The organism is Actinophytocola sp. KF-1 (assembly GCF_054661535.1).
Genome location: NZ_BAAFVK010000010.1, coordinates 150570 through 174660 on the forward strand (window position 1 = coordinate 150570; position 24091 = coordinate 174660).

At 72.5% G+C, this 24091-nt stretch carries 26 protein-coding genes and 1 tRNA gene; 16 read left to right on the top strand and 11 right to left on the bottom strand.

What is annotated here, in order from left to right; translation table 11 throughout:
- Positions 1-203 precede the first annotated feature (203 nt).
- Positions 204-644, bottom strand: a complete 441-nt coding sequence (locus ACYQ77_RS28810; RefSeq protein ID WP_459716682.1) for a single-stranded DNA-binding protein — start codon at positions 642-644, stop codon at positions 204-206.
- A gap of 196 nt (positions 645-840) precedes the next feature.
- On the opposite strand from ACYQ77_RS28810, the gene ACYQ77_RS28815 reads away from it, so the two are divergent.
- Genes ACYQ77_RS28815 through ACYQ77_RS28825 form a run of 3 tightly spaced genes read left to right on the top strand, consistent with a single transcriptional unit; the run spans position 841 to position 3258 of the window.
- Entirely contained in the window at positions 841-1485 is a 645-nt protein-coding gene (locus ACYQ77_RS28815) for a TetR/AcrR family transcriptional regulator (RefSeq protein ID WP_459716683.1), read from the top strand.
- Positions 1482-2420, top strand: coding sequence for an ATP-binding cassette domain-containing protein (locus ACYQ77_RS28820; protein ID WP_459716685.1), 939 nt, complete (start codon positions 1482-1484; stop codon positions 2418-2420). Before ACYQ77_RS28815 ends, ACYQ77_RS28820 begins: the two co-directional genes overlap by 4 nt.
- 10 nt (positions 2421-2430) lie before the next feature.
- Positions 2431-3258: an ABC transporter permease gene (locus ACYQ77_RS28825; RefSeq protein WP_459716687.1), complete on the top strand. Its 828-nt coding sequence runs from the start codon at positions 2431-2433 to the stop codon at positions 3256-3258.
- Here ACYQ77_RS28825 and ACYQ77_RS28830 read toward each other — a convergent pair.
- The gene (locus ACYQ77_RS28830) at positions 3255-5237 is read right to left on the bottom strand and encodes a cytochrome c oxidase assembly protein (protein ID WP_459716689.1); all 1983 of its coding nucleotides are present in this window, start codon (positions 5235-5237) and stop codon (positions 3255-3257) included. The genes ACYQ77_RS28825 and ACYQ77_RS28830 overlap by 4 nt on opposite strands.
- Before the next feature lie 23 nt (positions 5238-5260).
- Positions 5261-6466, bottom strand: a complete 1206-nt coding sequence (locus tag ACYQ77_RS28835; protein ID WP_459716691.1) for an MFS transporter — start codon at positions 6464-6466, stop codon at positions 5261-5263.
- 94 nt (positions 6467-6560) lie between these two features.
- Here ACYQ77_RS28835 and ACYQ77_RS28840 point away from each other — a divergent pair, with 94 nt between their 5' ends.
- The 4 genes from ACYQ77_RS28840 to ACYQ77_RS28855 all read left to right on the top strand — a co-directional run bounded on the left by ACYQ77_RS28840 (position 6561) and on the right by ACYQ77_RS28855 (position 9741).
- Positions 6561-7640, top strand: a complete 1080-nt coding sequence (locus tag ACYQ77_RS28840; protein WP_459716693.1) for a LacI family DNA-binding transcriptional regulator — start codon at positions 6561-6563, stop codon at positions 7638-7640.
- 99 nt (positions 7641-7739) lie between these two features.
- Positions 7740-7812, top strand: a tRNA-Arg gene (locus ACYQ77_RS28845).
- A gap of 229 nt (positions 7813-8041) precedes the next feature.
- Positions 8042-8797, top strand: a complete 756-nt coding sequence (locus ACYQ77_RS28850) for a tryptophan-rich sensory protein (protein WP_459716695.1) — start codon at positions 8042-8044, stop codon at positions 8795-8797.
- Between the two features lie 101 nt (positions 8798-8898).
- Positions 8899-9741, top strand: coding sequence for a hypothetical protein (locus ACYQ77_RS28855; RefSeq protein ID WP_459716696.1), 843 nt, complete (start codon positions 8899-8901; stop codon positions 9739-9741).
- On the opposite strand, the gene ACYQ77_RS28860 is transcribed toward ACYQ77_RS28855, so the two are convergent.
- Both ACYQ77_RS28860 and ACYQ77_RS28865 read right to left on the bottom strand, forming a co-directional pair.
- Positions 9696-10913, bottom strand: a complete 1218-nt coding sequence (locus ACYQ77_RS28860; protein ID WP_459716698.1) for a Fic family protein — start codon at positions 10911-10913, stop codon at positions 9696-9698. The genes ACYQ77_RS28855 and ACYQ77_RS28860 overlap by 46 nt on opposite strands.
- Before the next feature lie 217 nt (positions 10914-11130).
- Positions 11131-11742, bottom strand: a complete 612-nt coding sequence (locus tag ACYQ77_RS28865; RefSeq protein ID WP_459716700.1) for a DedA family protein — start codon at positions 11740-11742, stop codon at positions 11131-11133.
- 228 nt (positions 11743-11970) lie between these two features.
- Between ACYQ77_RS28865 and ACYQ77_RS28870 the strand changes: the two genes are divergently transcribed.
- Complete coding sequence (locus ACYQ77_RS28870) at positions 11971-13584, top strand: ABC-F family ATP-binding cassette domain-containing protein (RefSeq protein ID WP_459716701.1); 1614 nt, start codon at positions 11971-11973, stop codon at positions 13582-13584.
- Between the two features lie 4 nt (positions 13585-13588).
- Here the strand turns inward: ACYQ77_RS28870 and ACYQ77_RS28875 are convergent, their stop codons facing one another.
- Positions 13589-14236, bottom strand: a complete 648-nt coding sequence (locus ACYQ77_RS28875) for an enoyl-CoA hydratase-related protein (protein ID WP_459716703.1) — start codon at positions 14234-14236, stop codon at positions 13589-13591.
- 79 nt (positions 14237-14315) lie between these two features.
- Between ACYQ77_RS28875 and ACYQ77_RS28880 the strand changes: the two genes are divergently transcribed.
- Both ACYQ77_RS28880 and surE read left to right on the top strand, forming a co-directional pair.
- Positions 14316-15245, top strand: a complete 930-nt coding sequence (locus ACYQ77_RS28880) for a 1-phosphofructokinase family hexose kinase (protein ID WP_459716705.1) — start codon at positions 14316-14318, stop codon at positions 15243-15245.
- Between the two features lie 9 nt (positions 15246-15254).
- Positions 15255-16013 (top strand): 5'/3'-nucleotidase SurE, encoded by a 759-nt coding sequence (gene surE / locus ACYQ77_RS28885; RefSeq protein ID WP_459716706.1) that lies wholly within the window; start codon positions 15255-15257, stop codon positions 16011-16013.
- A 170-nt stretch (positions 16014-16183) separates the two neighbouring features.
- Here the strand turns inward: surE and ACYQ77_RS28890 are convergent, their stop codons facing one another.
- Together ACYQ77_RS28890 and ACYQ77_RS28895 are read right to left on the bottom strand one after the other, a co-directional pair.
- Positions 16184-16603: a hypothetical protein gene (locus ACYQ77_RS28890; RefSeq protein WP_459716708.1), complete on the bottom strand. Its 420-nt coding sequence runs from the start codon at positions 16601-16603 to the stop codon at positions 16184-16186.
- A gap of 246 nt (positions 16604-16849) precedes the next feature.
- Positions 16850-17569 (bottom strand): copper homeostasis protein CutC, encoded by a 720-nt coding sequence (locus ACYQ77_RS28895; protein WP_459716709.1) that lies wholly within the window; start codon positions 17567-17569, stop codon positions 16850-16852.
- 74 nt (positions 17570-17643) lie between these two features.
- On the opposite strand from ACYQ77_RS28895, the gene ACYQ77_RS28900 reads away from it, so the two are divergent.
- The 5 genes from ACYQ77_RS28900 to ACYQ77_RS28920 are packed head-to-tail and all read left to right on the top strand — an operon-like array spanning position 17644 to position 21593.
- The gene (locus tag ACYQ77_RS28900) at positions 17644-18171 is read left to right on the top strand and encodes an RNA polymerase sigma factor (protein WP_459716711.1); all 528 of its coding nucleotides are present in this window, start codon (positions 17644-17646) and stop codon (positions 18169-18171) included.
- Complete coding sequence (locus ACYQ77_RS28905) at positions 18168-18935, top strand: anti-sigma factor (protein ID WP_459716712.1); 768 nt, start codon at positions 18168-18170, stop codon at positions 18933-18935. Before ACYQ77_RS28900 ends, ACYQ77_RS28905 begins: the two co-directional genes overlap by 4 nt.
- An 11-nt stretch (positions 18936-18946) precedes the next feature.
- Positions 18947-19726, top strand: coding sequence for an ABC transporter ATP-binding protein (locus tag ACYQ77_RS28910; protein WP_459716714.1), 780 nt, complete (start codon positions 18947-18949; stop codon positions 19724-19726).
- Complete coding sequence (locus ACYQ77_RS28915) at positions 19723-21024, top strand: hypothetical protein (protein ID WP_459716716.1); 1302 nt, start codon at positions 19723-19725, stop codon at positions 21022-21024. The genes ACYQ77_RS28910 and ACYQ77_RS28915 overlap by 4 nt, the downstream gene beginning before the upstream one ends.
- Positions 21021-21593 (top strand): hypothetical protein, encoded by a 573-nt coding sequence (locus tag ACYQ77_RS28920; protein ID WP_459716718.1) that lies wholly within the window; start codon positions 21021-21023, stop codon positions 21591-21593. The genes ACYQ77_RS28915 and ACYQ77_RS28920 overlap by 4 nt, the downstream gene beginning before the upstream one ends.
- Positions 21594-21719: 126 nt before the next feature.
- Here the strand turns inward: ACYQ77_RS28920 and ACYQ77_RS28925 are convergent, their stop codons facing one another.
- Positions 21720-22463 carry an AraC family transcriptional regulator gene (locus ACYQ77_RS28925; protein WP_459716720.1) on the bottom strand — a complete coding sequence of 248 codons (744 nt, stop codon included), beginning with the start codon at positions 22461-22463 and terminating at the stop codon, positions 21720-21722.
- Between the two features lie 65 nt (positions 22464-22528).
- Between ACYQ77_RS28925 and ACYQ77_RS28930 the strand changes: the two genes are divergently transcribed.
- On the top strand, positions 22529-23095 hold the full coding sequence (locus ACYQ77_RS28930; RefSeq protein WP_459716722.1) for a TIGR03086 family metal-binding protein: 567 nt from the start codon (positions 22529-22531) through the stop codon (positions 23093-23095).
- Here the strand turns inward: ACYQ77_RS28930 and ACYQ77_RS28935 are convergent.
- Positions 23058-23672, bottom strand: coding sequence for a TetR/AcrR family transcriptional regulator (locus ACYQ77_RS28935; protein WP_459716724.1), 615 nt, complete (start codon positions 23670-23672; stop codon positions 23058-23060). The two genes, ACYQ77_RS28930 and ACYQ77_RS28935, sit on opposite strands and share 38 nt — an antisense overlap.
- A complete protein-coding gene (locus ACYQ77_RS28940; protein ID WP_459716725.1) occupies positions 23669-24055 on the bottom strand; it encodes a VOC family protein in 387 nt (128 codons plus the stop codon). The genes ACYQ77_RS28935 and ACYQ77_RS28940 overlap by 4 nt, the downstream gene beginning before the upstream one ends.
- Positions 24056-24091: the final 36 nt, after the last annotated feature.

Consider the following 24091-nt stretch of genomic DNA (forward strand, 5'->3'; position numbering starts at 1 on the left):
CGCGACGCAGGCAATCGGTGGCGCGCACACCCGCGGACATGTCCAACCGGCACACGGAGGGCAACACCCGCCACGGTGGTGCCGGGCCAGCTGACGCCGGGACCGCCGAAAGAGCGACGCAGGCAGGACCTCGGTGGCGCGCACACCGATGGGACCTACCCGGCACGCGCTCGGCGGGGCCGGGGCTCGCCAGGCAGCCAGCGTCACGCCGCCGTTGCCACCTCCTCTCCTGGTGACCCGGGTTGGCCTTCTGTGCCGATGAGGGGGAGTTGGTCCGTGGACTCCCACGCGCGGCGGTTGACGATCACGGTGTGCCACGCCAGGTCGGGGCCGACCGAGTAGGCGGTGATCTCGGGGCTCACGCGGAGTGCGCCGTCCTCCGTTGTGTACTCGCGGACCTTGAACCGGCCGCTCACGACCACCTGGTCGCCCTTCTCCAGTGCGCCGAGCCCCTCGGCGAGCCTGCGCCAGCCGGTGACGCCGAAGTACATGCGGTCGCCGTCCACCCACTCCTCCTTCTCCTTGTCGAACTGTCGTTCCTGGCACGCGATGCGGAAGTAGGACACCTTGATGCCCGTCGCGGTCACGCGGGTGGTCACGTCGGTGACGACCCGGCCGGTCACGGTGATGGGGGTTGCGTTCATGTGCCCAGCGTGCCGGGGACGGGCGGGGGACGGCGGAAGTTACCGGTGGGTTGTGGATGAGCGGCCGGGCTGTGGACAACGGGGGGCGAAACCCGAGTCGGGGCGGTGTGGATGTCGGTGGGGTGTGGTAGGCGCCATGAAACGAGTGAGTACTCACTCATTGACTTGAGTGAGTACTCACTCATACAGTGGTGTCATGGTCGAGGACGAGAAGAGGCGCCGGGCACCCGCGATGAGCCAGGAAGAGCGGCGGGCCGCGATCGTGCGGTCGACGCTCCCCCTGCTGATCGAGCACGGCGGCAACGTCTCCACGAGCCAGATCGCCGCCGCGGCGGGCATTGCCGAGGGCACGGTCTTCCGCGCCTTCAAGGACAAGCAGGACCTCCTCATCGCCTGCATGCGTGCCGGCATGAACTCCGACGAGGAGGTCGCCGTCATCGAGCGCATCGGCACCGAAGGGCCGCTGGCCGACCGGCTCACCCGCGGTGTCGAGGCGATCAGCGGCTACCTCGACCGCGTCTGGGCCATCGGGCAGGCGATGCGGGCCGGGGGCGTCTCCCCCGAGGACATGCACAGGCGCATGCACGGGGACGACGAGGAAGGCGAGCCGGGGCCGCCGCCGGAGATGCTCCGCGTCACCCGGGCCATCGGCGGCCTGTTCGACGAGGCCACCGACAACCTCCGCGTCGACGCCGAACGGGCCACGCGGATGTTGCTCGGCCTCGTCCTCAGCAACCGCATGCAGGGCCAGGGCTTCGGCACGGCCGCCGACGACCCGGCGCAGATCGTCGACCTGTTCCTGCACGGGGTCATCCACACGGACAAGGGGAGAACAGCATGAACGACCTCATGATCGAGGCCACCGGGATCACCAGGAAGTTCGGCGACGTGACCGCGCTCGACGGCGTGAGCGTCCAGGTGCCGCGCGGGTCCGTGCTCGGGCTGCTCGGCCACAACGGGGCGGGCAAGACCACCCTCGTCAACGTCCTCACCACGATGTTGCCGCCCACGAGCGGGACCGCCCGCGTCGCCGGGTTCGACGTGGTGCGCGACGGCGACGAGGTGCGCGGCCGCATCGGCCTGACCGGGCAGTTCGCCTCGGTTGACGAGCAGCTCTCCGGGTTCGACAACCTGGTGCTCATCGCCAGGCTGCTCGGCGCGAACCGCCGCGAAGCCAGGGAACGGGCCACCGAACTGCTGGACCTCTTCGACCTCACCGCCGCCGCCAGGCGGCCCGCCAGGACCTACTCCGGCGGCATGCGCAGGCGGCTCGACCTGGCCGCGAGCCTCGTCGGCAGGCCGGACGTGATCTTCCTCGACGAGCCGACCACCGGGCTGGACCCGGCGAGCCGGATCGGCATGTGGGAGATCGTCGAGGAGCTGGTCGGCGACGGTACGACCGTATTGCTGACCACGCAGTACCTCGAGGAAGCCGACCGCCTCGCCGACGCGATCACCGTGCTGTCGGCGGGCAGGGTGGTCGCCTCCGGCACGGCCGCGGAGCTGAAGTCGCAGGTCGGCAAGCGGGCCGTGCACGTCACACTCGCCTCGCCGCAGGACGCGCCCGCCGCGATCGTCTCGCTCGAGAAGCACGGCCTCGCGCCCGTGCTCGACGAGCCGCGCGCCGAGCTGCGCACCCCCGTCGACACCTCCGCTGACCTCGCCGTCGTGGTCCGCGCGCTCGACGAGGTCCACGTCGAGGTGGCCGAGCTCGCGCTCACCGAGCCGAGCCTCGACGACGTCTACCTCACCCTCGCCAAGAACAAGGCCGCCTGAAGGAGCCACCATGACCACCGCAACCCTCGCGCCCGCCGTGGCGCTCCCCCGTTGGCGGGGCACCGGCACCGCGTCGCAGATCGCCATCCTCACCGGCAGGTCGCTGCGCGCCGTGGTGAGCGACCCCAAGCTGGTGATCTTCAGCGTGCTGCAGCCGCTGATCATGTTGCTGCTGTTCAGCCAGGTCTTCAGCGGCATGGCGAACACGGCGAGCTTCCCCGCCGGTGTCACCTACATCAACTACCTGATGCCCGCCATCCTGGTCACGACCGGCATCGGCGCGGCGCTGCAGTCCGGCATCGGGCTCGTGTCGGACATGAAGAACGGCGTGCTGGCCCGGTTCCGGTCGCTGCCGATCAGCCCGAGCTCGGTGCTGGTCGCCCGCAGCCTGTCGGACCTGGTCCGCACCGGGCTGCAGCTGGTGATCCTGCTGGTCGCGGCCGTGGTGCTGTTCGACTTCTCCCCCGCCGGTGGCGTACTGGGCGTCCTGCCAGCGTTCTTGCTGGCCCTGGCCGTCAGCTGGGCGCTGTCGTGGATCTTCCTCGCCGTCGGGGCGTGGGTGCGCAACGCGGAGTCCATGCAGACCATCGGGTTCCTCGCGATGTTCCCGCTGATGTTCGCGTCCAGCGCGTTCGTGCCGGTCGACGGGCTGCCAGCGTGGTTGCGAGCGGTCGCGACGGTCAACCCGCTGACCTACGCGGTCGACGCGTCCCGCAACCTGGCGCTCGACATGCCGGTCGGCAACGGGGTGGTGGCCGCGCTCGCGGCGAGCGCCGGGCTGATGGTGGTCGGCGCCGTGGCCGCCGTCCGCGGCTTCCGGCGGCCGCTCGCCGGTTAGGCCTTGTCGGACATCTTCTTCAGCATGGCGTTGTACGCGGCGAGGTCGGATTCCTCGCCCTCCGCGTCGGCCCGGCGGTCCTGCCGCCGGGCCTCGCGGTCGTCCGCGCGAGCCCACTGGACCAGCAGCGCGACCAGCACGATCAGCAGCGGCAGCTCACCGGCGGCCCACGCGATGCCGCCGCCCAGCCGCTGATCGGACAGCAGGTCGAAGTTCCACCGCAGTGCGAGCCGCTGGTAGAACTCCTCGCCGATGACCTTGTCCATGCCCATGAGGATCACGCCGAAGAACGCGTGGAAGGGCAGGGACGCGAACACCATGCCGAGCCGGGCGATGTGCGGCAGCCTGCGGGGCGCCGGGTCGATGCCGATCACCGGCCAGTAGAAGACGTAGCCGACGAGCAAGAAGTGGGCGTTCATCAGCAGGTGCGCCCAGTGCTTGTCCAGGGCCCAGTCGAACAGCCCGGAGAAGTAGAGGACGTAGAACGACCCGACGAACAGCACGAGCGCGACGATCGGGTTGGTCAGGAACTTCGACAGGGGCGAGCGGACGAGCGCCAGCAGCCACTCGCGTGGGCCGGGCGTGCCGTCCTTGCCCGCCACCGGCAGCGCACGCAGCGCCAACGTGACCGGGCCGCCCAGCACCAGCAGCACCGGCGCCAGCATGGACAGCATCATGTGCACTTCCATGTGCACGCTGAACATGGCGGGCGCGTACCGGCCGATGCCCGCCGACGTGGCGAAGAGGATCACCGCGCAGCCGGCGAGCCATGCGACGACCCGCCCGACCGGCCAGTGGTCGCCCCTGGCCCGCAGCCGGTACACGCCCATCAGGTACAGCACGGCGAGGACGATCGCGAGGGTGCCGAAGATGAGGTCGAACCGCCACTCGGTGAGCAGGTTCACGAGCGTCGGCGGGCCCTCGAGCGGGTAGCCGAGCGCCAGCTCGACCTGGTCGGGCAGGTAGTCCAGCGGTGGTGGCGGGGTACGGGCCAGCGCGACGGCGATGCCGAAGGTGAGGAACATGACCAGCACCTCGACCGCGGCGAGCCGGACGAGCAGCCTGCTCGTGCCGCCCTCCTGGATGGCCTTCACGCTGTACTGGCGGTGGACGTAGCCGAACGCGCCGAGCAGCAGCAGCGCGACGATCTTGGCGACGACCAGCAGCCCGTATGAGGTGGCGAACACCTCGCTGACCGGCACGCGCACCCAGGCGTTGATCACACCGGAGACCGCCATGGCGATCCAGCACACCAGCGCGACGGCGGAGAACCGCGTGACGGCGGTGGTCATGGCGGGGCCGCGCTGGAACCGCCGCGCGTACATCATCAGCGCGACCAGGCCGCCGACCCACAGGGACGCCGCGACGAGGTGGTAGACGAGGCTGTTGCTGGCGAGATCGTGGTTGCCGCCGGAGGACGAGTGGCCGGTCATCGGCACCGGCAGCACACCGAACACGGCGAGGCCGAACAGCACGGTCGTCCAGCCCCACGACAGCACGACGAACCCGGCGAACGCGATGACCAGCGCGACGCCGCCGGTGATCAGCCAGGCCTTCGCCTGCTCGAGCAATCCGATCAGCTCGAACATCAGCGACGGGTCGCGCAGGATCGCGGCCACCGGCCGCCCGACCGCGTCGGCGACCAGGAACGGGACCGAGGCGACCGCGCCCGCGAACCACGCCAGCGCCGACCACGCCGCGGTCCGCAGCGCCGCGTAACCGCCTGCGCCGAGGATGCCCGACTTCTGCGGTGCGACGAGGAACGCGGCGAACAGCAGCGACCCGACGGTCAGCACCGCGCCCGCTTCGGCGAGCACCCGGACGGCGGCGCCGACCTGCACGTCCACGGTCACGTCCGGCGCGGTGTAGCTCAGCAGCACCACCGCGACCAGCGCCGCGAACGGCGTCGCGACGAAGATCAGCGGGACGACGCTGGGGATCCGCGCGTGGGCTCTTGTCGCGGTGCTGTCGACGGACACGCTCTGACTGTAGTCACCGACGACTAGAGCGTCGCCGGTGCGACCTCGTCCTCGGCCTCCTCGGCCGCCGCCTGTTCCCGTCTGCGTGCCGCGGCCGAGGCGAGCGCGGCGGGTGCGATCAGCAGCGCGATGCCACCCGCGAAGCCGATCGCGAACTCCAGGTTGGTCAGCTGCGCGACGCCACCGATCATCGGCGGGCCGATCAGGAAGCCCGAGTAGGCGATGGTGGTGACGAAGCCGATCTCCCGCTCGCCGCCGGTGCCGTCGCCGCGCCTGCCGACCGCGCCCGCGAGGTCGAGCGCGACCGGGAAGGCGAACGCGAGACCGCCGCCCGCCAGCGCGAACCCGGCGTAGGCAAGCCAGTCGACCGGCACGATCGCGATCACGATCAGCCCGGTGCCTGCCATCAGCGCGCCGCCGACCAGGATCTTCACCGCGCCGAGGCGGCGTTCGATCTGCTCGCCGAGCAGCCGGACCACGCCCATGGCAATACAGAAGACCGAGAACGTGACCGCGCCGGCCGCCTCGCTCATGCCGCGCTCGCGGACGGCGAACAGCGCCGACCAGTCGCCGCTCGCGCCCTCGACGATGGCGGAGAACAGGGCGATGAACCCGAGCAGCCACAGGACCGGGCGGCGCAGCATGCGGCGGTCGGGGCCGCTGTGCTCGCCGGTGTCGACGGCGGCCACCTCACGCGGCACGAACCGGATGACGCCGACCGTCAGCAGCGCCGCGACGCCCGCGACCAGCGAGAAGTGCGGGACGAGCCCGAGTTCGTGCCCCGCCGCGAAGGCGGCGCCCATCGAACCCGCGAGGGCCCCGAAGCTGAAGAACGCGTGGAAGACCGGCATCAGCGCGCGGCCGGTGCGGCGGATGACGGTGACCGCGGCCACGTTCATGGCCACGTCGAGCATGCCGACGGAGGCGCCGAGCAGGACGAGCACCAGGCCGAGCTGTAGCGGCGAGGCGACCATGGCGAGGATCGGCAGGACGACGGCGGTGGCCAGCCCGGACCCGAGGACCATCACCGGGGCGCCGAACCGCGCGCACAGGCGGCCGGTCAGCGACGCGGCGGCGATCATGCCGATGCTGGCGCCGAGCAGTGCGAGGCCGAGGACGCCGGCACTGGCGCCGATCTGCTCGGCCAGTGCCGGCATGCGTGGCGCCCACGAGCCGATCACCACGCCGTTGAGCGCGAACACGATGAACACCGACAGCCCCGAACGCACCTGTTCCTCCTTCGATCCCCTCGGGAGCCATCGTACTGAAGCGCTTCAGTCATGGCTACGAGTTTGCTGAAGCACCTGGTCGTAGGCTTGTGCGGTGCACCAGGACCGGGAGAGGCGACCCACGCTGGACACCATCGCCCAGCGCGTCGGCGTCTCCCGGGCGACGGTGTCGAACGCGTACAACCGGCCAGACCAGCTGTCCAGCGAACTGCGCGAGCGGATCATCGCCACCGCCAAGCAGCTGGGCTACGCGGGACCGGACCCCGTCGCGCGGAGCCTCGCCACGAAACAGGCCGGCTCGGTGGCGTTCATGCTGTGCGACGGGCTGTCCTCGGCGTTCTCCGACCCGGCCCTCTCGATCATGCTCGACGCCCTGTCCTCCACAGTGGACAGCGGAGACCGGTCGCTGCTGCTCCTGCCGGGCGTGAACGGCGACGGACCGCGCGCCCAGTCGGTCATGCGGGCGCAGACCGACGTCGTGGTGGCCTACTCGCTGCCCGACAACGCGCCGGCGCTGGAGGCCGTGCGCGCCCGCGACCTGCCCCTCGTGGTCGTCGACCAGCCCGCCGTGCCGGGGTCCGCGCGCGTCCGCGTCGACGACAAGGGCGGCGCGTACCTGGCCGCCAAGCACGTCGCCGACCTGGGCCATCGCCACGTCGGCATCCTCGGCCTCGGCCTGAGCGCGGACGGCGCAGGCGGCCCGGTCAGTCCACAAAGGATCGAACAGGCGCACTTCGAGGTCACCCTCGACCGCCTCGCCGGCTACCGGAAAGCCCTGGATGAACACGGTATCGTCGCGTCCGCGGCGCCGTTCTGGGAGGCGCCGGGCAACGCGCGCGAGATGGGCAGGGAGGGCGCGAGGTGGCTGTTCGGACGCGAGCCGAGACCGACCGCGGTCCTCTGCATGTCCGACGAGCTGGCGCTGGGCGCGATCCGCGCCGCGAACGACCTCGGGCTGTCCGTGCCGGGAGAGGTCTCCATCGTGGGCTTCGATGACACCCCGGCCGCCAGTTGGAGCGATCCGCCGCTGACAACCGTCCGGCAGGACCTCGTCACCAAGGGCCGCCAGGCCGGTGAGCTGGCATTACAGGTCCTCGACGGCGCAAGACCGGGCAGACCGGTCACCATCGGAGTCGACCTCCAGGTCCGCGGTTCGACCGCCACGCCGGTGTGACGTCGGGACGACTTGGCCAGAACGAGAAACGCCAGAGCGTCCGCGAACGATCAGACCCACTGGGACAGCCATCCGCCCCCGGGCGGCCGGTTGCCTCATGCCCTCGTAGCTCAGCGGACAGAGCAGGAGCCTTCTAAGCTCTGGGTCGCAGGTTCGAGTCCTGCCGGGGGCGCGCGAGTTTCTGGGTGACCCCTGTTCGCGGAGAGCGCGAACCAGGGGTCACTCGCGTTTGATCTCTGGGGGGGCGACCCCCAGACCCCCGGCCGCTCGCGCCCTCGGGCGCCTTGCCGCGTGGGCCCGTGAGTGAAACTCCGCCGGTGCCGATGCGCCGCGGTCGCGCTGGCCAGACTCGTGTTGCGCTCGTCGTGCCCTGTTCAGGTCCGGCGCTGACAATGGTGTGCATGGGTGAGCGCGGGCGGGACGGGTTGCGGGCCGGGGCGGTGCTCGCCGCGGCTGTGGTGCAGGTCGCGGCCGGGGTCGTCGGGGGTGCCGGGTTGTGGGGTGAGGCGGTCGGGGACGTCGCCAACTCGTACCCGACCTTGTTGCTGCCCGCCGGGGCGGCCTTCACGATCTGGTCGTTGATCTACGTCGCGTTCTTCGCGCTCGCCGTCCGGCAGGCGTTGCCTGCGCAGCGGGGGCGGGCGGTGCACCGGCGGACCGGGTGGTGGCTCGTGGGTGCCGGGGTGCTGAACGCCTCGTGGGTGCTGCTGTTCACGCAGCGGGTCGTCGTCGGGGCCCAGGTCGTGATCGTTGCCTTGCTGGTGTGCCTCGGCGTGGCGGCGGTGCGGTTGCGGGCGCCCGCCGACGGGTGGGGTGACCGGCTGTTGTCGCACCTGCCGGTCGCCGTGTACCTCGGGTGGGTCGCCGTGGCCGCGGTCGCGGGTGGGGCCACCACGTCCGCCGCCTACGGGGCCGCGCCCACCTCGGGTGCCGCGATCGCCGCGCTGCTGCTGACCGGGGCCGCTGCGGCCGTGGCGGTGTTGCGGCTGCCCGCGGTGGTCGGGTTCGCCGCGGCCGTGTGCTGGGCGCTGGCCTGGATCGCCGCGGGGGTGGACGTGACGTCCGTGCGGGTGGCGGCGCTCGTCGCGGTCGCCGCCGTGGTGGTCACGGCCGTCGTCCGGGTCTGGCGCGGGTCGCGGGCCGCCGCCTGGGGCTGATCAGGCGTTCTTGCCCGGCAAGCGGCGTCGCTGCCGTGACTCGCCCGTCTCGTACGCCATGATGGACGCCGACAGGTCGTACGGCGACGCAGGTGGGTGACATGCCGGAGCACGCACGCGTCCTCGAGCTGATCCAGGCGGTGGACCTCGAACGGCAGGACGCCGGGCGGGTCGCGGCCTGGCTCGCCGAGCACCGCGCCGCTGTGGTGGCCGCGGTGCTCGCCTGCGACCACGACGGTGCGCGCGGGCTCGGGACACAGCTGGCCGCCGCCGTCTGGCCCGCCGCCGGTCTGATCCAGGACCCGGCGTGGTGGACCGAACTGGCCCAGGCCGGTGAGGCACTCGCCGTCGCCGACCGGGATCCCTCCGCGCTGGCCGGGCTGCTGCACCTCGCCGCGACGACGTTCGCCGAGCACGGGGACCGGGTGCGGGCCGAGGAACGGCTGGTGCGTGCGCTGGCGGTCACCCGGCGCGAAGGGCTGCCCGACAAGGACCGCGTGCTGAGCGACCTGGGTGCGCTGTACCGCGACTGGGGCCGGCTGAGCAAGGCGCTCGACGCCTACCTGGGGCTGGTGGACGTGCGGCGCGACGCGGGCGACGCGGCGGGCACGGCGGCGGCACTGGCCGAGGTCGGCGCCACCATGCACGCCGCCGGGCGGGTGCGGTCCGCCATGGACTACTTCGACCAGGCCGACGACGTCATGAGCGAGGCGGGCGGGTCGCCGGTCGAGCACGCCCGCGTCCTCGTGTGGTGCGGGCGCACGCGGTGGGAGCAGGGCCTGCACGGACCCGCGCGGCACCGGTGGAGCCGGGCGCTCGCCATGCTGGTCGACGTGGACGAGGCCGAGGCCGACCGGGTACGGGCCTTGCTCGCGACCGGACCGGAGGGCCAACCGGACTACCTGTCGAACACCTCGTCGTCGCCGTCGGGCGGGGTCGGGTAGCTCAGTTCGAAAAGGTCCAGCACGTCCGGGACGGTGAATACCTGCGGGTGGTTGCGGCCGTTCATGCTGCGCACGACACCGAGCCGCTGGAGTTGTTTCGTCAGGCTCGCCGCCTGTTGCACGGTGATTCCGCAGCGCTGCGCTATCTGCAGGTTGGTGGTGACCGGGGTGGCCGCGAGGTCGCGGGTCACGCGCACGATTCCGTCCATGCGCCTGCCGATCCTGCCGAGGTGTTCCTCGCTGATTCGTTCCGCCCGCTCGATGAAACGCAGCTGGTTGCGGCACAGGTCGGCGATGCCGGTCGCGAAGAATACGAGGAAAGCGTCGAGATCGCCCTTGTGCACCATGTCGAGAATCCGGTCGCGGTATTCGTCGCGGTGCCTGCTCAGCCATTCCGACACGGGCAGCAGCGGGTCGGCCAGCGCGCCTTCGCGGATGAGCGCGAGGGTGATGTAGAGGCGGGAAAGGTGGGCGGCGTGCGCGACCGGCGAGAGCACCGACAGCTGGTAGTGGCCCAGCGCGACCCGCGCCAGCAGCGGCGCCTCGCAGCCGGAGTCCACCCACGCCGACCACTGCATGCCGCTGGTCTGCAGCTCCGCGCCCGGCGGGACCGCGATCAGGTACGCGTCGCGTGGTTCCGGCCCACCAAGCCAACCTGGCGTCGTGCGCCAGTTCACCTCGATCACGTCGTCGCCGTCGATGTGGCCCAGCGACTCGGCCTTGCCGTCGAGGATCGCGCCCAGCTGGCTGAGCAGCGCGAGGTTGATCGCGCCGCCCGCGCGGACCCAGGCCACCGCCTCGTCGTTGGCGCGCAGATATCTTCGCAGGCCCAGGTCGACGTCGGGTTTCCCGGCCGTGCCTGGCAAATCCGCGAGAAGCAGTTCCCGCAATGCGCCGAACACACCGCCGAGTTCGCCGGAGCTGTGCACCTCACGCAGTTGGGCCAAACGGACGAGCCCGGCCCGGTTCGGCAACCGGGCGGCGGCCTCGTCGAGCCTGCCCAATACCTGTTCGGCCTCCGCGAGAATCCGGTAGGTCTGCGGCAGCAGCCGCACCATGGACGGTAACGGACGGGGCAGGAACGCCCCTTCCAGGCGCAGGCGCGCGGGAATGTCAGCGATGCCGTCAGCGAGGAACCACCGGCCCGTCTCGGCAGGCATTGCGTCAGGCATGGCGGAAAGACTGGCCGACCGGACCGAAAATCGGCAAACCTTTCAAAGCGCACACGCAAGATCACCATCCAGGAATCCGCACCGGGTCCGAGGGCGAAGCCCGGGCGATCCCACCAACGGCCGCCACGCCGCCACGATCCGCCGGTCCCCTCCCTCCGGACCGCACCTCCAGACTCCCACCAGTAGTCGAACAAATGTTCGAGCCGATGTCAAGGCGCTACCGGCGGGCCCGCGTCCGGCGGACCAGCACGTAGACCAGCACCGCGAGCACGATCAGGGCGAGCGGGACGTAGACGAGGTAGTGGTCGACCGTGGTGAGGGACGCGGAGAAGGCGTAGCCGAGCAGCACGCAGCCCGCGCCCCACAGCACCGCGCCCGCGACGTTCCACGGCAGGAACACCCGCAGGTAGGGCATGCGGGTGGCGCCCGCGATGCCCGGGGTCAGCGCGCGCAGGATCGCGGTGAAGCGGCCGAGCAGGACGGCCTTGCCGCCGTGGCGGCGCAGGAACTCGTCGGCCCGCCGCCACTTGTCCTCGCCGATGCGCCTGCCGAGCCGGGAGGCGCGCAGGCGGGGCCCGAGGTGGCGGCCGACCTCGTAGCCGACGCTGTCGCCCGCGGCCGCGGCGACCACCGCGATCACCACCATGAGGCGGAGGTCCAGCCAGCCCTGGTGCGCGGCGAAGCCTGCGACGAGCAGGGCCACCTCGCCGGGAAAGACCATCCCGACGAGGACCGCCGCCTCCGCGAACGCCAGGCCGCCCGCGACGAGGTACAGCCAGGGACCGGCGTTCTCCCCGATCCGTTCGAGCAGCTCGAGCACGTCCGCCACTGTCCCACCGGCGGCGGAGGTGCGCCCGTCGTGCGGGCTGCTATCTTCGATGGCAGTTGATCGTGAGGAGCTTCTTTCCGATGGTGGCCGAGGACGACATCTCCGGGTAGATCCGGAGCCTGACCGGCGGTGCCCTCTGGTGGTGACGCCGCGCCCGGTCGTGCCTTCCTCCTGCCCTGTCGACCTCGGGCGGTCCTCCTGCGCCCGCTGTGCCATGAGAGCTTCCACATGTCCAAGATCGTTGCTGCCAACCTGTCCTTTTCCTGGTCGGACGGGACCCCTGTGTTCTCCGACCTCTCCTTCACCGTCGGCGCCGGGCGGACCGGGCTCGTCGCGCCCAACGGGGCCGGGAAGAGCACGCTGCTCAAGCTGATCGCCGGGGTGTACGTGCCCGACCGCGGGTCCGTGACCGTCGACGGCGTGCTCGGGTACCTGCCGCAGACGCTGCCGCTCACCGGGGAGCCGACCGTGGCCGACGTGCTGGAGATCGCACCCGTCGTGGCCGCGATCGCCGCCATCGAGGCCGGCGACGCGAGCGAGGAGAACTTCACGGTCGTCGGGAACGACTGGGACGTCGAGGAACGCGCGCTGGCGCAGCTCGACCGGCTCGGCCTCGGCGACGTCACGCTCGACCGGACGCTCGGCACGCTCAGCGGCGGTCAGGTGATCTCGCTCGGGCTGGCCGCCCAGCTGTTGAAGCAGCCGGACGTGCTGCTGCTGGACGAACCGACGAACAACCTCGACCGGCAGGCCCGCCACCGGCTCCACGACGTGCTCGGCGACTGGAAGGGCAGCCTGCTCGTGGTGAGCCACGACCGGGCGCTGCTCGACCGGATGGAGCGGATCGCCGAGCTGGAACGCGGGCGGCTCAGCCTGTTCGGCGGCAACTTCTCCGCGTTCGAGGCCGCGAAGCGGGCCGCGCGCGAGGTGGCCGAGAAGAACCTGCGCTCGGCCGAGGCCGACCTCAAGCGGGAGAAGCGGGAGATGCAGGAGGCGCGGGAACGAGCGGCGCGGCGGGCCGCGACCGGGGCGCGCACCAACACCGACATCCCGCGGATCATCCGCGGCGGGCTGAAGCGCAAGGCGCAGGAGTCCGCGGCGCGGGCCGACGACGTGCACTCGCGCAGGCTCGAGGAGGCGCGGGCGCGGCGCGACGAGGCGGACCTGGCGTTGCGGGAGGACGACACGATCGCGTTGTCGCTGCCCGGCACCGAGGTGCCGGCGGGCCGGACCGTGTTCCACGGCGAGCGGATCCGCGTGCGGGACCTGTTCGCGGGCGAGGGCGTGACGCTCGCGGTGCGCGGGCCGGAGCGGATCGCGCTGACCGGCGGCAACGGCACCGGGAAGTCGACGCTGCTGCGGGTGATGAGCGGCGACCTCGAACCGGACGGCGGTCTCATGCACCGGGCGGACGGGCGGGTCGCGTACCTGTCGCAGCGGCTGGACCTGCTCGACCTCGCGGCCAGCACGCGGGCGAACCTGCGCTCGTTCGCGCCGTCGCTGTCGGAGACGGAGACCATGCACCTGCTGGCCCGGTTCCTGTTCCGGGAGGAGCGGGCGCAGCTGCCGGTCGGCGCGTTGTCGGGCGGCGAGCGGTTGCGGGCCACGTTGTTGTGCGTGTTGCGTGCCGAGCCGGCGCCGCAGTTGTTGCTGCTCGACGAGCCGACGAACAACCTCGACCTGGTGAGCGTGGAGCAGTTGACCGGCGCGCTGGGCGCCTACCGCGGCGCGTTCGTGGTGGTGAGCCACGACGACCGGTTCCTCGCCGACATCGGGGTGACCCGGTGGCTGCGGCTCGCGGACGGGACGTTGAGCGAGGCCGGACCGCCCGAGGAGCGGTGACGGATCACTCCCGCAGGGCGGCCAGCGGGCCCACGTACATCTGCGCCTTGATCGCCTTGAGAGTGTGCGGGGTCTTGCCCGTGAGCCCTCGGGCGCGGTCCAGTGCCTCCTCGAGCACGTCCGTCTCGGGCACGGCCTTGTCGACCAGCCCGGCCGCCGCCGCGTCGGTGCCGCCGTAGCGGCGGCCGGTCGTCATCGCCTCGTGGGCGGTCGCGGGGATCAGCTTGCTCTGGATCAACGCGGCCATCCCCGGGGTGAACGGGATGTTGATGTCGACCTCCGGCAGGCAGAAGAAGCCGCGGTCGGCACGCATCACGCGGAAGTCGTGGGCCAGGGCGAGCATGGCGCCCGCGGCGAACGCGTGCCCGGGGATGGCGGCCACGGTCGGGGCCGGGAACTCCAGCACGCGGGCGAGGAGCGCGTGGACCTGCCCCACGTAGCTCTGCAGCTGATCGCCGTGCTGCCCCAGCCAGTCCAGGTCGAGCCCGTTCGAGTAGATCTTGCTGCTCGCCGTGGTGACCAGCGGCGCGGGGCTCGCCTCGACCTCGTCCAGCGCGGCGTTCACCGCCGCCAGCCAGTCCGGGTGGAAGCGGTTCTCACCGTCTCCGAGGTCGAGCACCCAGACGTCGTCGTCCCGCTTCAGCGTTGGCATGCCGCCACAATACTGACGAGTAACTTAGTCGGCCAGGGTCCGGCGCGTAGTGGTACTTCATGGTGGGTATGTCCCTTTCGTGACTGATCGGGTGAGTGTGTTCGCGCCGTCTCCGCAGCTGACCGTGACCGTCGAGGACGTGGACGGGAAACCGGACGTGCACCTGCACGCGGGCGGCCAGGGGTTCTGGCAGGCACGGATGATCGTGGCGCTCGGCACGCCCGTGACGCTGTGCTGCGCGCTCGGCGGCGAGACCGGCCGGGTGCTGCGGCACCTGCTCGCCGAGCACGACATCGAGGTCCGCGCGCGGGACGTCGCCGCCCGCAACGGCGCCTACGTGCACGACCGCCGCGACGGCGACCGCGACCAGGTCGTCGAGCAGCTGCCGGACTCGCTGACCCGGCACGAGCTGGACGACCTCTACGAGCTGGCCGTGGTGGCGGGGATGACCTCCGGCGTGGCCGTGCTGAGCGGGTCGGTCGACTCGTCGACCGAGGAGGTCGTGCCCGTGTCGACCTACGAACGGCTGACCGCCGACCTCGTCGGCAACGGCTGCCGGGTGGTCGTCGACCTGGCCGGGGAACGGCTGTCGGCCGCGCTCGCCGGCGTGCCGACCGTGGTGAAGGTCAGCCACGAGGAGCTGCTCGACGACGGCCGCGCCGACGACGACGGCGTGCCCGCGCTCACCAAGGCGGCGCGGGCGATGGTCGACGACGGGGTCGAGCTGGTGGTGGTGTCCAGGGCGGCGGAGCCCACGTTGGCGGTGACCGCGGACGACGCGCTGCTGGTGCGGGGACCGTCGCTGGCGCCGGTCGACACCCGCGGCGGCGGGGACTCGATGACCGCGGGCCTCGCCGCGGCGTTCGCCCAGGGCGAGGAGGTGACGGCCGCGCTGCGGCTCGGCGCGGCGGCGGGCTCGCTCAACATCACCCGGCACGGGCTGGGCAGCGGCAGCGGCGACGCCGTGCGGGCGCTGGCCGAACGGGTAGAAATCACGTCGGCGGGGTAGCCGGGAGGCATGGGTCCTCGCGTGCTGGTGACGAACGACGACGGCATCGACTCCCCCGGTTTGCTGGCACTCGCGGAGTGCGCGCACGACCTCGGCTGGACGACGGTGGTGGCCGCACCCGCCACCGAGTCGAGCGGCACGAGCGCCGGGCTGACCGCGGCCACCGACGAGCGGCAGGTCGCGGTCGAGCGCAGGACGCTCCCCGGCCTGCCGGACGTCGAGGCGTACGCGGTGGCCGCGCACCCGGGTCTGATCGTGCTCGCCGCCTGCCACGACGGGTTCGGCGAACGGCCGGACCTGGTGCTGTCCGGGATCAACCGGGGTGGCAACGTGGGCCGCGCGGTGCTGCACTCCGGCACCGTCGGCGCCGCGCTGACCGGCGCCGTCAACGGTGCGCGGGCGGTCGCGGTGTCGCTTGACCTGCCGCTCGCCCCGGAGCTGGAACCCATGTGGGAGCGGGCGAAGCGGGTCGCCAGGCAGTTCCTGCCGGTGGCGGCCGAGCTGCCGGAGGGCGCGGTGCTCAACGTGAACGTGCCGGACGTGCCGGACGTGAAGCCGGCGCGGTGGGCGCGGCTCGCGACCTACGGGCGGGTGCAGCAGAAGGTCACGCAGCTCGACGAGGGCGCGATCGAGGTCGGCCACGTCGAGGTCGAGGGCGAGCTCGAGCCGGGCACCGACGCGGCGTTGCTGGCCGAGGGCTATGTGACCGTCACGCCGTTGCGCTCCGTGCACGAGGACGACGCACTGATGGGTGGTGCCCTGCCCTGACGGCGAGGGGCCGGCCGCCGGCAGCCGGAGAAAAACTGGAAGGAGTTCTCGCCCCTGAGACGGCCGACCCGATTCCGGAGGTTAATGACCGCGGACGGCGGCCGACAAGGATCCGCACACCATTGTGTGCGCCTTCCGGAAATCCGTAACGATTTCCGTCGGTGCCGCGACTACACCGGCACCGGAACACCGTCCCCGAGCAGGTTGTCGACCAGCTCGGACAGTGTCGCCAGCAGTTGCTGCAGCAGCAGGTTCAGCGCCGCGGGCAGCGTCGGCACGACCAGCGTCCGCGCGCCGTCCGGGAACTGCTCGGCCAGCCGGTCCTGCGCGGCGGCCGTCTCGTCGAGCGCCGGTCCCGCGAGATCCCTTCTGCCCTCGGACATCCCCGCGAGCAGCGCGTCCAGCTCGGACAGTGCCGCGTCCGCACCCGCCACGTCGCCCGCGTCGGCGGCGGTCCTCAGTTCGTCCTGGAGGTGCCGCACGGCGGCCGCGTCGTCCCGCGGCCGCGCCGACGCGCTGGACACGACGCCGGTGCCCGCGACCGCGAACACCGCGGCCACGGACACGATCCGCGCCAGGGCCTTTTTCATGTCTTCCCCTTTCCCCGATTTCGAGATCGGCACATCAGGATCTCGCCGGGGCCATCGTCGCCGGATATCCACCCGCCATGTCAACCACCCGGCCCAATGCAGGCGCCTTTCGCATTCGCTGCGTCACCCGCGCAGGCCGCTCACACGGCCCAGCACCTCATCCGGTCGGCCCAGCATCGGACGTACGGGCGGGCACTCTGCGTGACGTCGCAGGGACGACACGTCCTCGTCGGAGCGGTTTGACGGCTAGCTCGGGCGAACCGCGCACAAAGCGATTACTTCGTCCACGTCCGTCTCGAAGCGGTCGTACCCCGCGGGCACGCCGGCACCCGCGTACGAGACGTCGCCACCGGGCGCGCCCGCGACGGGGCGCCGGGGCGCCGCGTGCAGGTCGCGCACACCGGTCTCCGCGACGACCCGTGCGGCGTTCGCGGCCCGCACCCCGCCGCACGCCATGACCTCGATCCGGTCCCCCGCCTGCGCGACGAGGTCCTTGATCAGCGGCGCGCCGTCGAGCGCGGACCGGCGGCGGCCCGACGTCAGCACCCGCGTGAAACCCAGCGCCACCAACCGTTCGAGCGCGTCCCGGGAGTCGGCGCACACGTCGACGGCCCGGTGGAACGTGGTCTGCATGCCCTCGGCCGCCGCCACGAAGTCGGCGCACACGTCGTCGACGCGGCCGTCCCCGGTCAGCGCGCCGACGACCACACCGGTCGCCCCGTGCGCACGCGCGACCGCGATGTCCCGGACGATCAGGTCCAGCTCGTCGCGGTCGTAGCGGAAGTCGCCGGGCCGGGGCCGCACCAGGACGTGCACCTCCACGACCGCCGACGCCGCCTCGATCAGCGCGGCACTCGGCGTGAGGCCCCCGTCGGACAGGCCCGCGCACAGCTCGACGCGTGCCGCTCCGGCCGCCGCCGCGACCCGCGCACCCGCCACCGACTCGACACTGATCTCCACCCGCACAGCACCAGTATCAGGCGTGACACAGGCCACACCGGTTCGAGAACCCGCGCGGAGACGTGGTCGTCTAGCCGGGTATGCGTGACGAGGAGGAGCTCGTCCGGGCCGTGGCGAAGGGGGACCGGACAGCGTTCGAGCAGCTGTACCGGCGCACGTCGCCGTGGCTCGCCGTGCGACTGCGGCGGCGCTGCGCCGACGACCAGATCGTCGCCGAGGTCCTGCAGGAGACCTACCTCGCCGTGTGGCGGGCGGCGGGGAGCTTCGCCGGCGCGGCCGTGAACGGGTCGGCGGTCGGGTGGTTGTGGACGATCGCGGCCCGGCGGCTGGTCGACGCGTTCCGCAGGCGGGCCAAGGACAGCGCGGTGCCGCTCGCCGCCGAGCCGGTCGCGCCCGCCGCCGAGGACGAGGCACTGTCCGGTGTGGTCGGTGACCGGGTCGGGGACGCGCTCGACCGGCTCGCGCCGGAACTGCGGCAGGTCCTGCAGGCGATGGTGGTCGACGGGCTGACCGTCCGCGAGACGGCGACGTTGCTGGGGGTGCCCGAAGGCACGGTGAAGACGCGGGCGCGCAGGGCACGCCTGGCGATGCGGGAGGCACTGACATGACGTGGCACGCGTCCGACGACCTGCTCCAGGGCTACGTCGACGGGGACGACCTCGCCGCCGACGTCGTGTGGGCGGTCGAGGTGCACATGGAGACCTGCGCCGGCTGCCGCGCCCGGCTCGCGGACAGGGCGGACGCGGTCGTCCCGCTGCTGGACCGGGTGTGGGCGGACCTCGAACCGGCCCCGGAACCCGCGCCCGTCCGGCGGGGCCGGCGGCTCGCCACGTGGGCCACGCCCGCCATGGGCCCGTGGCTCGCGATGACCGTCCTGGTCACGCTGACCGCGCTGCTCGCCGACCAGCTCATCCCGCGGCCGTACCCGTCGCTCGCGCTGCTGCTCGCCCCGATCGCACCGGTCGCGGGCGTCGCGGCGGCGTGGGCACGCGGTCTCGACCCGGCGCACGAGCTGGTCGCCGCCACCCCGCGCAGCGGCCTCTACCTGGTGCTGCGGCGCACCCTCGCGGTGCTCGCGCTGGTGCTCCCGCTGCTGGCGGTCACCACGTGGGCCTCGCCACTGCGGTGGCTCCTGCCCTGCCTCGCGTTCACGGTGGCCACGCTCGCGCTCGGCGGTTTCCTCGGGGTGCGCCGCGCGGCGGCCGGCCTGGTCACGGGGTGGGCCGCGCTGGTGATCGGGCCGAGCCTCGTCACCGCGGCACCACCGCTCGTGCTCGAACCGGCCGCGCTGGGCATCTGGGCGGCGGTGCTGGCGGCGGGCGTGGCGGTCGTCCGCCTGCGCGCCGACGTCTACCTGCGACTCGACAAGTAAGGGGAAACCACATGCCTCGCACGGTCAGCGCGGCCGAGGTCGCGCCGACGACCTACCCGTTCGAGATACAGGCGCGCGGGCTGCGGGTCCGCGCCGGGCGGCGGATGGCGGTCGACGGGGTCGACCTGTCGCTCACCACCGGCGTGCACGGGCTGCTCGGCCCCAACGGCGCGGGCAAGACCACGCTCATCCGAGCACTCGCGACCGTGCTGCGGCCCGCGGGCGGCGAGCTGGCGTTGCTGGGCGGCGCGGACCTGCGCGCGGTGCGCCGCAGGCTCGGCTACCTGCCGCAGGAGTTCGGCTTCTACCGCCGTTTCACGGTGCGCGAGTTCGTCGAGTACATGGCGTGGCTCAAGGAAATGCCGAAGGCGGACGTGCCGGGCGCGGTGCAGCGCGCGATCGAGCGGGTCGGCCTCGCGGACCGGGCCGACCACAGGCTGAAGACGTTGTCCGGCGGCATGGTGCGGCGGGCGGGCATCGCGCAGGCGATCGTCAACGACCCGGCGATCCTGCTGCTGGACGAGCCGACGGCCGGGCTGGACCCCGCGCAGCGCATGGACTTCCGGCGGCTGCTGCGGGAGTTCGCCGACGACACGTGCGTCGTGGTGTCCACGCACCTCGTCGAGGACGTCGCCGCCGCGTGCACCGACGTGGTGCTGCTCGACGCGGGCCGGGTCGTGTTCGCGGGCGCGGCGGCGGAACTGGCCGCGGCGGGCAGCGACGACGACGCCGGTGACAGCCCGATGGAACGCGGCTACACGGCCCTGCTCGCGCGCGGAGCGGACCGGTGATCCTGCGCACGGAACTGCGGCGCTCCACCGCGCCCGTGCTGGGCGCCGGCCTGGTGGTGTGCTCGCTCGGTCTCCTGTACTCGCTGACCGGGCCGTGGGTCCACGGCACCGCGCCGTGGCACGAGGAATGGACCGGGCTCGCGCAGTGGACCCGGTACCTGACGCTGTTCCTGTGGCCGCTGGTGCTGGGCATCGGCGCCTGGCAGGGCCTGCGGGACAAGCGGTCGCGGGTGGGCGAACTGTTCGCGACCACGCCGAGACCCGGGTGGCGACGTCTCATGCCGACCGCTGCGGCGGCGGCGATCGCGCTCACCGCAGGCTACGTGGTGCTGCTGGTCGTCGGCGGTGTGCAGGTGGCCGTGCACACGGACTACGTCCACCTGAAGTGGTTGCCGGTGGCCGGGGTGATGGTGCTCGCGCTGACCGGGATCGCGTTGCTGGGCTTCGGGATCGGCAGGCTCGTGCCGTCGCCGGTCACGCCGCCGGTGCTGGCCGTCGCCGCGCTCGCCGCGCAGGTCGCGGTGGTGCAGCGGGGGTGGCCGTTGTTGCTGACGCCCGCCTTCGAGGGACCCGACGTCACCGCGTTCACCACGGTCGACATCTCCGTGTCGCTGGCGCAGGCCCTGTGGTTCGCGGGCGTCGGCGCGACGGGGTTCTGCCTCGCGCTCGCGGTGCGGGCCAGGGCACGGGTCGCCGCGCTGCTGCCGGTGGCGCTGAGCGCCGCCGTCGCCGTGCCTGTGCTGTCCGGTGTGGACAGCCCGGTGGTGGCCGACGAGGACGCGCTGGCGCTGGTGTGCGCCGACCGCGTGTGCGTACGGCGAGTGCACGCCGACGTCCTGCCCGCGCTCACGGGACCGGCCAGGGAAGCGCTGGCACTGCTGGGAAAGCTCCCGTCGCCGCCGACGTCGGTCACCGAGTACCCGCCGTCCGACGACTTCCGGTCGCCGTCGCCGGACGTGGTGCCGGTGCTGTTCTTCAGCACACCCGGCACAGTTCCCGAGCGGCTCCGGCTCACCCTGCTCGCCGGCGCGGGCACCCCGTCGTGCGTGCACACCTCGGACTGGGCGGACACGGTGAGCCAGACCGGTGCGCGCATGGTCGCGGCGGCGTGGTTCACGGGGAAGCTCGAACCGCTGCCCGGCTACCGGTACGTGTGGGACGAGGCCGAGGACGAGATCCGCGCGGCGTGGCGGGAACTGCGGTCGCTGCCCGAGGCCGAGCAGGTGGCACGGGTGGCCGCGTACCGGGACGCCGCGCTCCAGTGCCGGGGTGACCTGTCCACGTTGGTGGCGCCATGAGGTGGCTCGTGCTGTACGTGCGGTCGCGCCGTGCCGCGGCGAGCACGGGGATCGCGCTCGCCGTGGCCGCCGCGATCGGGCTGCCGGCCGCGGTGAGTGAGGCGGAGACCACCCGGCTGGTGCTGGCGTTGTTCGCGGTCACCTCGGTGGTGGCGGTCGCGGCGACCTCCCTCGCCGGGCCGGACCCGGGCCTGGACCGGACCGCCGCACTGGACTGGCGGCTGCGCAGGACCGCGCACGTGGTGGCCGTCGGCGGGCTGGCGGCGGGTGCCGTGGCGTCACTGGGGGTCGTCGCGGCGGACGTGGTCGTGCGCAACGCGGCCGGGCTGACCGGGCTCGGGGCGCTGGGGGTCACCGTGCTGGGCGGCGGGCTCGCGTGGTGCCTGCCGGTGGCGTGGACCGCTGTCGGGGTGACGGTCCTCTTCGCGGTGCCGGAGCCGGGCGCGCCGCTGCTGACGTGGCTGGTGCAGCCCGCGGACTCGGGTACGGCCACGGTCGCGGCGTGCGTGCTCGGGGTGTCCGGGCTGGTGGCGTACACGCTTGCGGGTCCGTCGACCCACACTCAGTAACGATGTTCGCTCCGCAAGCTCCGCTCAGAAACGATGTTCGCTCCGCAAGCTCCGCTCAGAAACGATGTTCGCTCCGCAAGCTCCGCTCAGAAACGATGTTCGCTCCGCAAGCTCCGCAAGCTGCGCTCAGAAACGCTGCGCGTACCACGTCGGTGGTTCGCCGAACATGTCCTTGAAGTCGCGGATGAAGTGGCCCTGGTCCGCGTAGCCGAGGTCGGCGGCGAGCGCTGCCCAGTCGATCGCGCCGCCCGCCGCCATCCGCTCGGTCACCTCGTGCAGGCGGTAGCGGCGGATCACCCACTTGGGGCCGATGCCGACGTACTCGGCGAACAGCCGCTGCACGCCGCGCACGCTGGTCCCGAGCAGTTCGGCGAGCGTCTCCACCCTCGTCACCTCGGGACGGTCCGCGATCATCGCCACCGCGTCGGCCGCGGCGAACGCCTTCGGGTCGTCCTCGGGCAGGTGCGCGAGCAGGAACCGCTCGACCGCCGCCTCGTCCGGGTCGTCCGGCACGTCCTCGCCGAACACGTCGGCCGCGGGCACCACCCGGTCGCTGATCGTCGAGACCGGCGCGCCGAGCCACGGCCGGAAACAGCCCGGCCGGAACGCGACGCCGAACACGCGGCCCCTGCCTTCCAGGACCTTGATCTGGTAGCCGCTGACCACGCCGTTCACGTCCGCGCGGCCCTCGCCGAACGACAGGTGCACGTTCGGGTACGGGACGATCTTCTGCCGGTACGGCTCCGCGTAGTCCCACTCCACGAACCAGTACCGGTCCACCCACCGCCGCAGCGCCTCGGACGGCTGGGGGTAGGCGTGCCGCTGGTACTTCGTCCACGCCCCGCCGACCTCGCGGACATCCCTTCGCACGGCTGCCGAGTCTATGTCGCGTTCGTCCAATACCGACGACCTGCCACCGACCTAACCTCGCCGGCATGTCACACATGTCCACCGCGGGCGGCATCCTCGCCGACGTCGTCCGTGCCATCGAAACGAGCCAGCTGACGAACCCGACGCCGTGCGCGGAGTTCGACGTCCGGGAGCTGGTGCACCACCTGTTGTACTGGGGGCCGTCGCTGGAAGGCGCCGCCCGCAAGGAGAACGTGCCGCCGTCCGATGTGGACGGCAGCGACTGGCGCGGCGCGCTGCTCGCCCAGGTGACCCGCACGGTCGAGGCATGGGCGCCCGCGTCCGCCTGGGAGGGCGACACGAGCATGGGGCCCGCGAAGGTCGTCGGCGAGATGATCGTCGGCGAGTGGGTCGTGCACGCCTGGGACCTCGCCCGTGCCACCGGGCAGCGCCTCGACCTGCCCGGTGACCTGGTCGCGTACCTGTACGACGGGGTCGCGGCGGGCGCCGACCAGGGCCGGGAGATGGGGTTGTACGGACCGGAGGTGCCCGTGCCCGCCGACGCGCCGCTGTTCGACCGCGTCCTTGGCCTGACCGGCCGTGACCCGGCCTGGGTCAGTGCCGGTGCCGCAGCTCCCTCGGCTGCCGGCTGATCCACACCAGCCGCTCGAAGTCGACGGCGACGCCCCGCAGCAGCAGGTCCACCAGTGTCCGCGCGTCCTGCGGGGCGTCGCCGAACAACGCCCGCTGGTAGACGGTGGCGGCGAGCAGGTCGACGACCACGTCCGGGTCGACGTCCTCGCGCAGCTCGCCGCGGCCGACCGCCCTGCGCACGGCGACCGCCGCCGCCTCCCTGGTGGGCGCGACCAGCGTGTCCACCAGGTGCCTGCGCAGCTCCGGGTCGGCGCAGTCCGCGACGAGCGGGGCCAGGACGCCGGCGGGCAGCCGGTCGTTGAGCATCTCGGTGAGCAGGTCGACGCTCTGGATGAGGTCGCAGCGGGTGCAGCCGTTGTCCGGGGCGGGCGGGCTGACCAGCAGGGTGGCGAGCGCGTCGATGACGAGGCGCTGCCGGACCGGCCAGCGGCGCCGGATCGCGGCCTTGGTGGTGCCCGCGCGGGCGGCGACCGTCTCCAGCGCGAACCCGGACCAGCCGCGTTCGGCGAGGACGGCGACCGTCGCGTCGAGCACCGCGCCGTCGATCGCGGTGTCGCGTGGCCGGCCGGGGCTCACGCGGTCCCGTCCTGCGGGTACCAGCGCAGCTCGACGGTGTTGCCGTCCGGGTCGGACACGTACACCGAGGTCGCCTCGCCCCGCGCGCCCCACCGGCCGACCGGGCCCTCCAGCACGGTGAACACCCCCGAGTCGATCACTTCCTGCCAGTCGAGCGGCTCCACCACGAGGCAGATGTGGTCCACGTTCGACTCCCCTCGCGGCTTGCTCATCAGGTCGATGATCGTCCGGTCGCTGATCCGCACGGACGGGAACGGCACCGTGCCCGCCCGCCACTCGTCGACCCGCAGCGGCGCGAGGCCGAGCGGACCGGTGTAGAAGTCGAGCGACCGCTCCACGTCCGCCACGTTCAGCACCACGTGGTCGAGCTCCACAACACGCATGACTTTCCTCCAGTAATTTCGATCCGAACCGGACCG

Coding starts and splice junctions, on each gene's coding strand:
- ACYQ77_RS28810 (WP_459716682.1), bottom strand. CDS start 644: ATGAACGCAACCCCCATCACCGTGACCGGCCGGGTCGTCACCGACGTG.
- ACYQ77_RS28815 (WP_459716683.1), top strand. CDS start 841: ATGGTCGAGGACGAGAAGAGGCGCCGGGCACCCGCGATGAGCCAGGAA.
- ACYQ77_RS28820 (WP_459716685.1), top strand. CDS start 1,482: ATGAACGACCTCATGATCGAGGCCACCGGGATCACCAGGAAGTTCGGC.
- ACYQ77_RS28825 (WP_459716687.1), top strand. CDS start 2,431: ATGACCACCGCAACCCTCGCGCCCGCCGTGGCGCTCCCCCGTTGGCGG.
- ACYQ77_RS28850 (WP_459716695.1), top strand. CDS start 8,042: ATGGGTGAGCGCGGGCGGGACGGGTTGCGGGCCGGGGCGGTGCTCGCC.
- ACYQ77_RS28855 (WP_459716696.1), top strand. CDS start 8,899: ATGCCGGAGCACGCACGCGTCCTCGAGCTGATCCAGGCGGTGGACCTC.
- ACYQ77_RS28860 (WP_459716698.1), bottom strand. CDS start 10,913: ATGCCTGACGCAATGCCTGCCGAGACGGGCCGGTGGTTCCTCGCTGAC.
- ACYQ77_RS28870 (WP_459716701.1), top strand. CDS start 11,971: ATGTCCAAGATCGTTGCTGCCAACCTGTCCTTTTCCTGGTCGGACGGG.
- ACYQ77_RS28875 (WP_459716703.1), bottom strand. CDS start 14,236: ATGCCAACGCTGAAGCGGGACGACGACGTCTGGGTGCTCGACCTCGGA.
- surE (WP_459716706.1), top strand. CDS start 15,255: ATGGGTCCTCGCGTGCTGGTGACGAACGACGACGGCATCGACTCCCCC.
- ACYQ77_RS28890 (WP_459716708.1), bottom strand. CDS start 16,603: ATGAAAAAGGCCCTGGCGCGGATCGTGTCCGTGGCCGCGGTGTTCGCG.
- ACYQ77_RS28900 (WP_459716711.1), top strand. CDS start 17,644: ATGCGTGACGAGGAGGAGCTCGTCCGGGCCGTGGCGAAGGGGGACCGG.
- ACYQ77_RS28905 (WP_459716712.1), top strand. CDS start 18,168: ATGACGTGGCACGCGTCCGACGACCTGCTCCAGGGCTACGTCGACGGG.
- ACYQ77_RS28910 (WP_459716714.1), top strand. CDS start 18,947: ATGCCTCGCACGGTCAGCGCGGCCGAGGTCGCGCCGACGACCTACCCG.
- ACYQ77_RS28920 (WP_459716718.1), top strand. CDS start 21,021: ATGAGGTGGCTCGTGCTGTACGTGCGGTCGCGCCGTGCCGCGGCGAGC.
- ACYQ77_RS28930 (WP_459716722.1), top strand. CDS start 22,529: ATGTCACACATGTCCACCGCGGGCGGCATCCTCGCCGACGTCGTCCGT.
- ACYQ77_RS28940 (WP_459716725.1), bottom strand. CDS start 24,055: ATGCGTGTTGTGGAGCTCGACCACGTGGTGCTGAACGTGGCGGACGTG.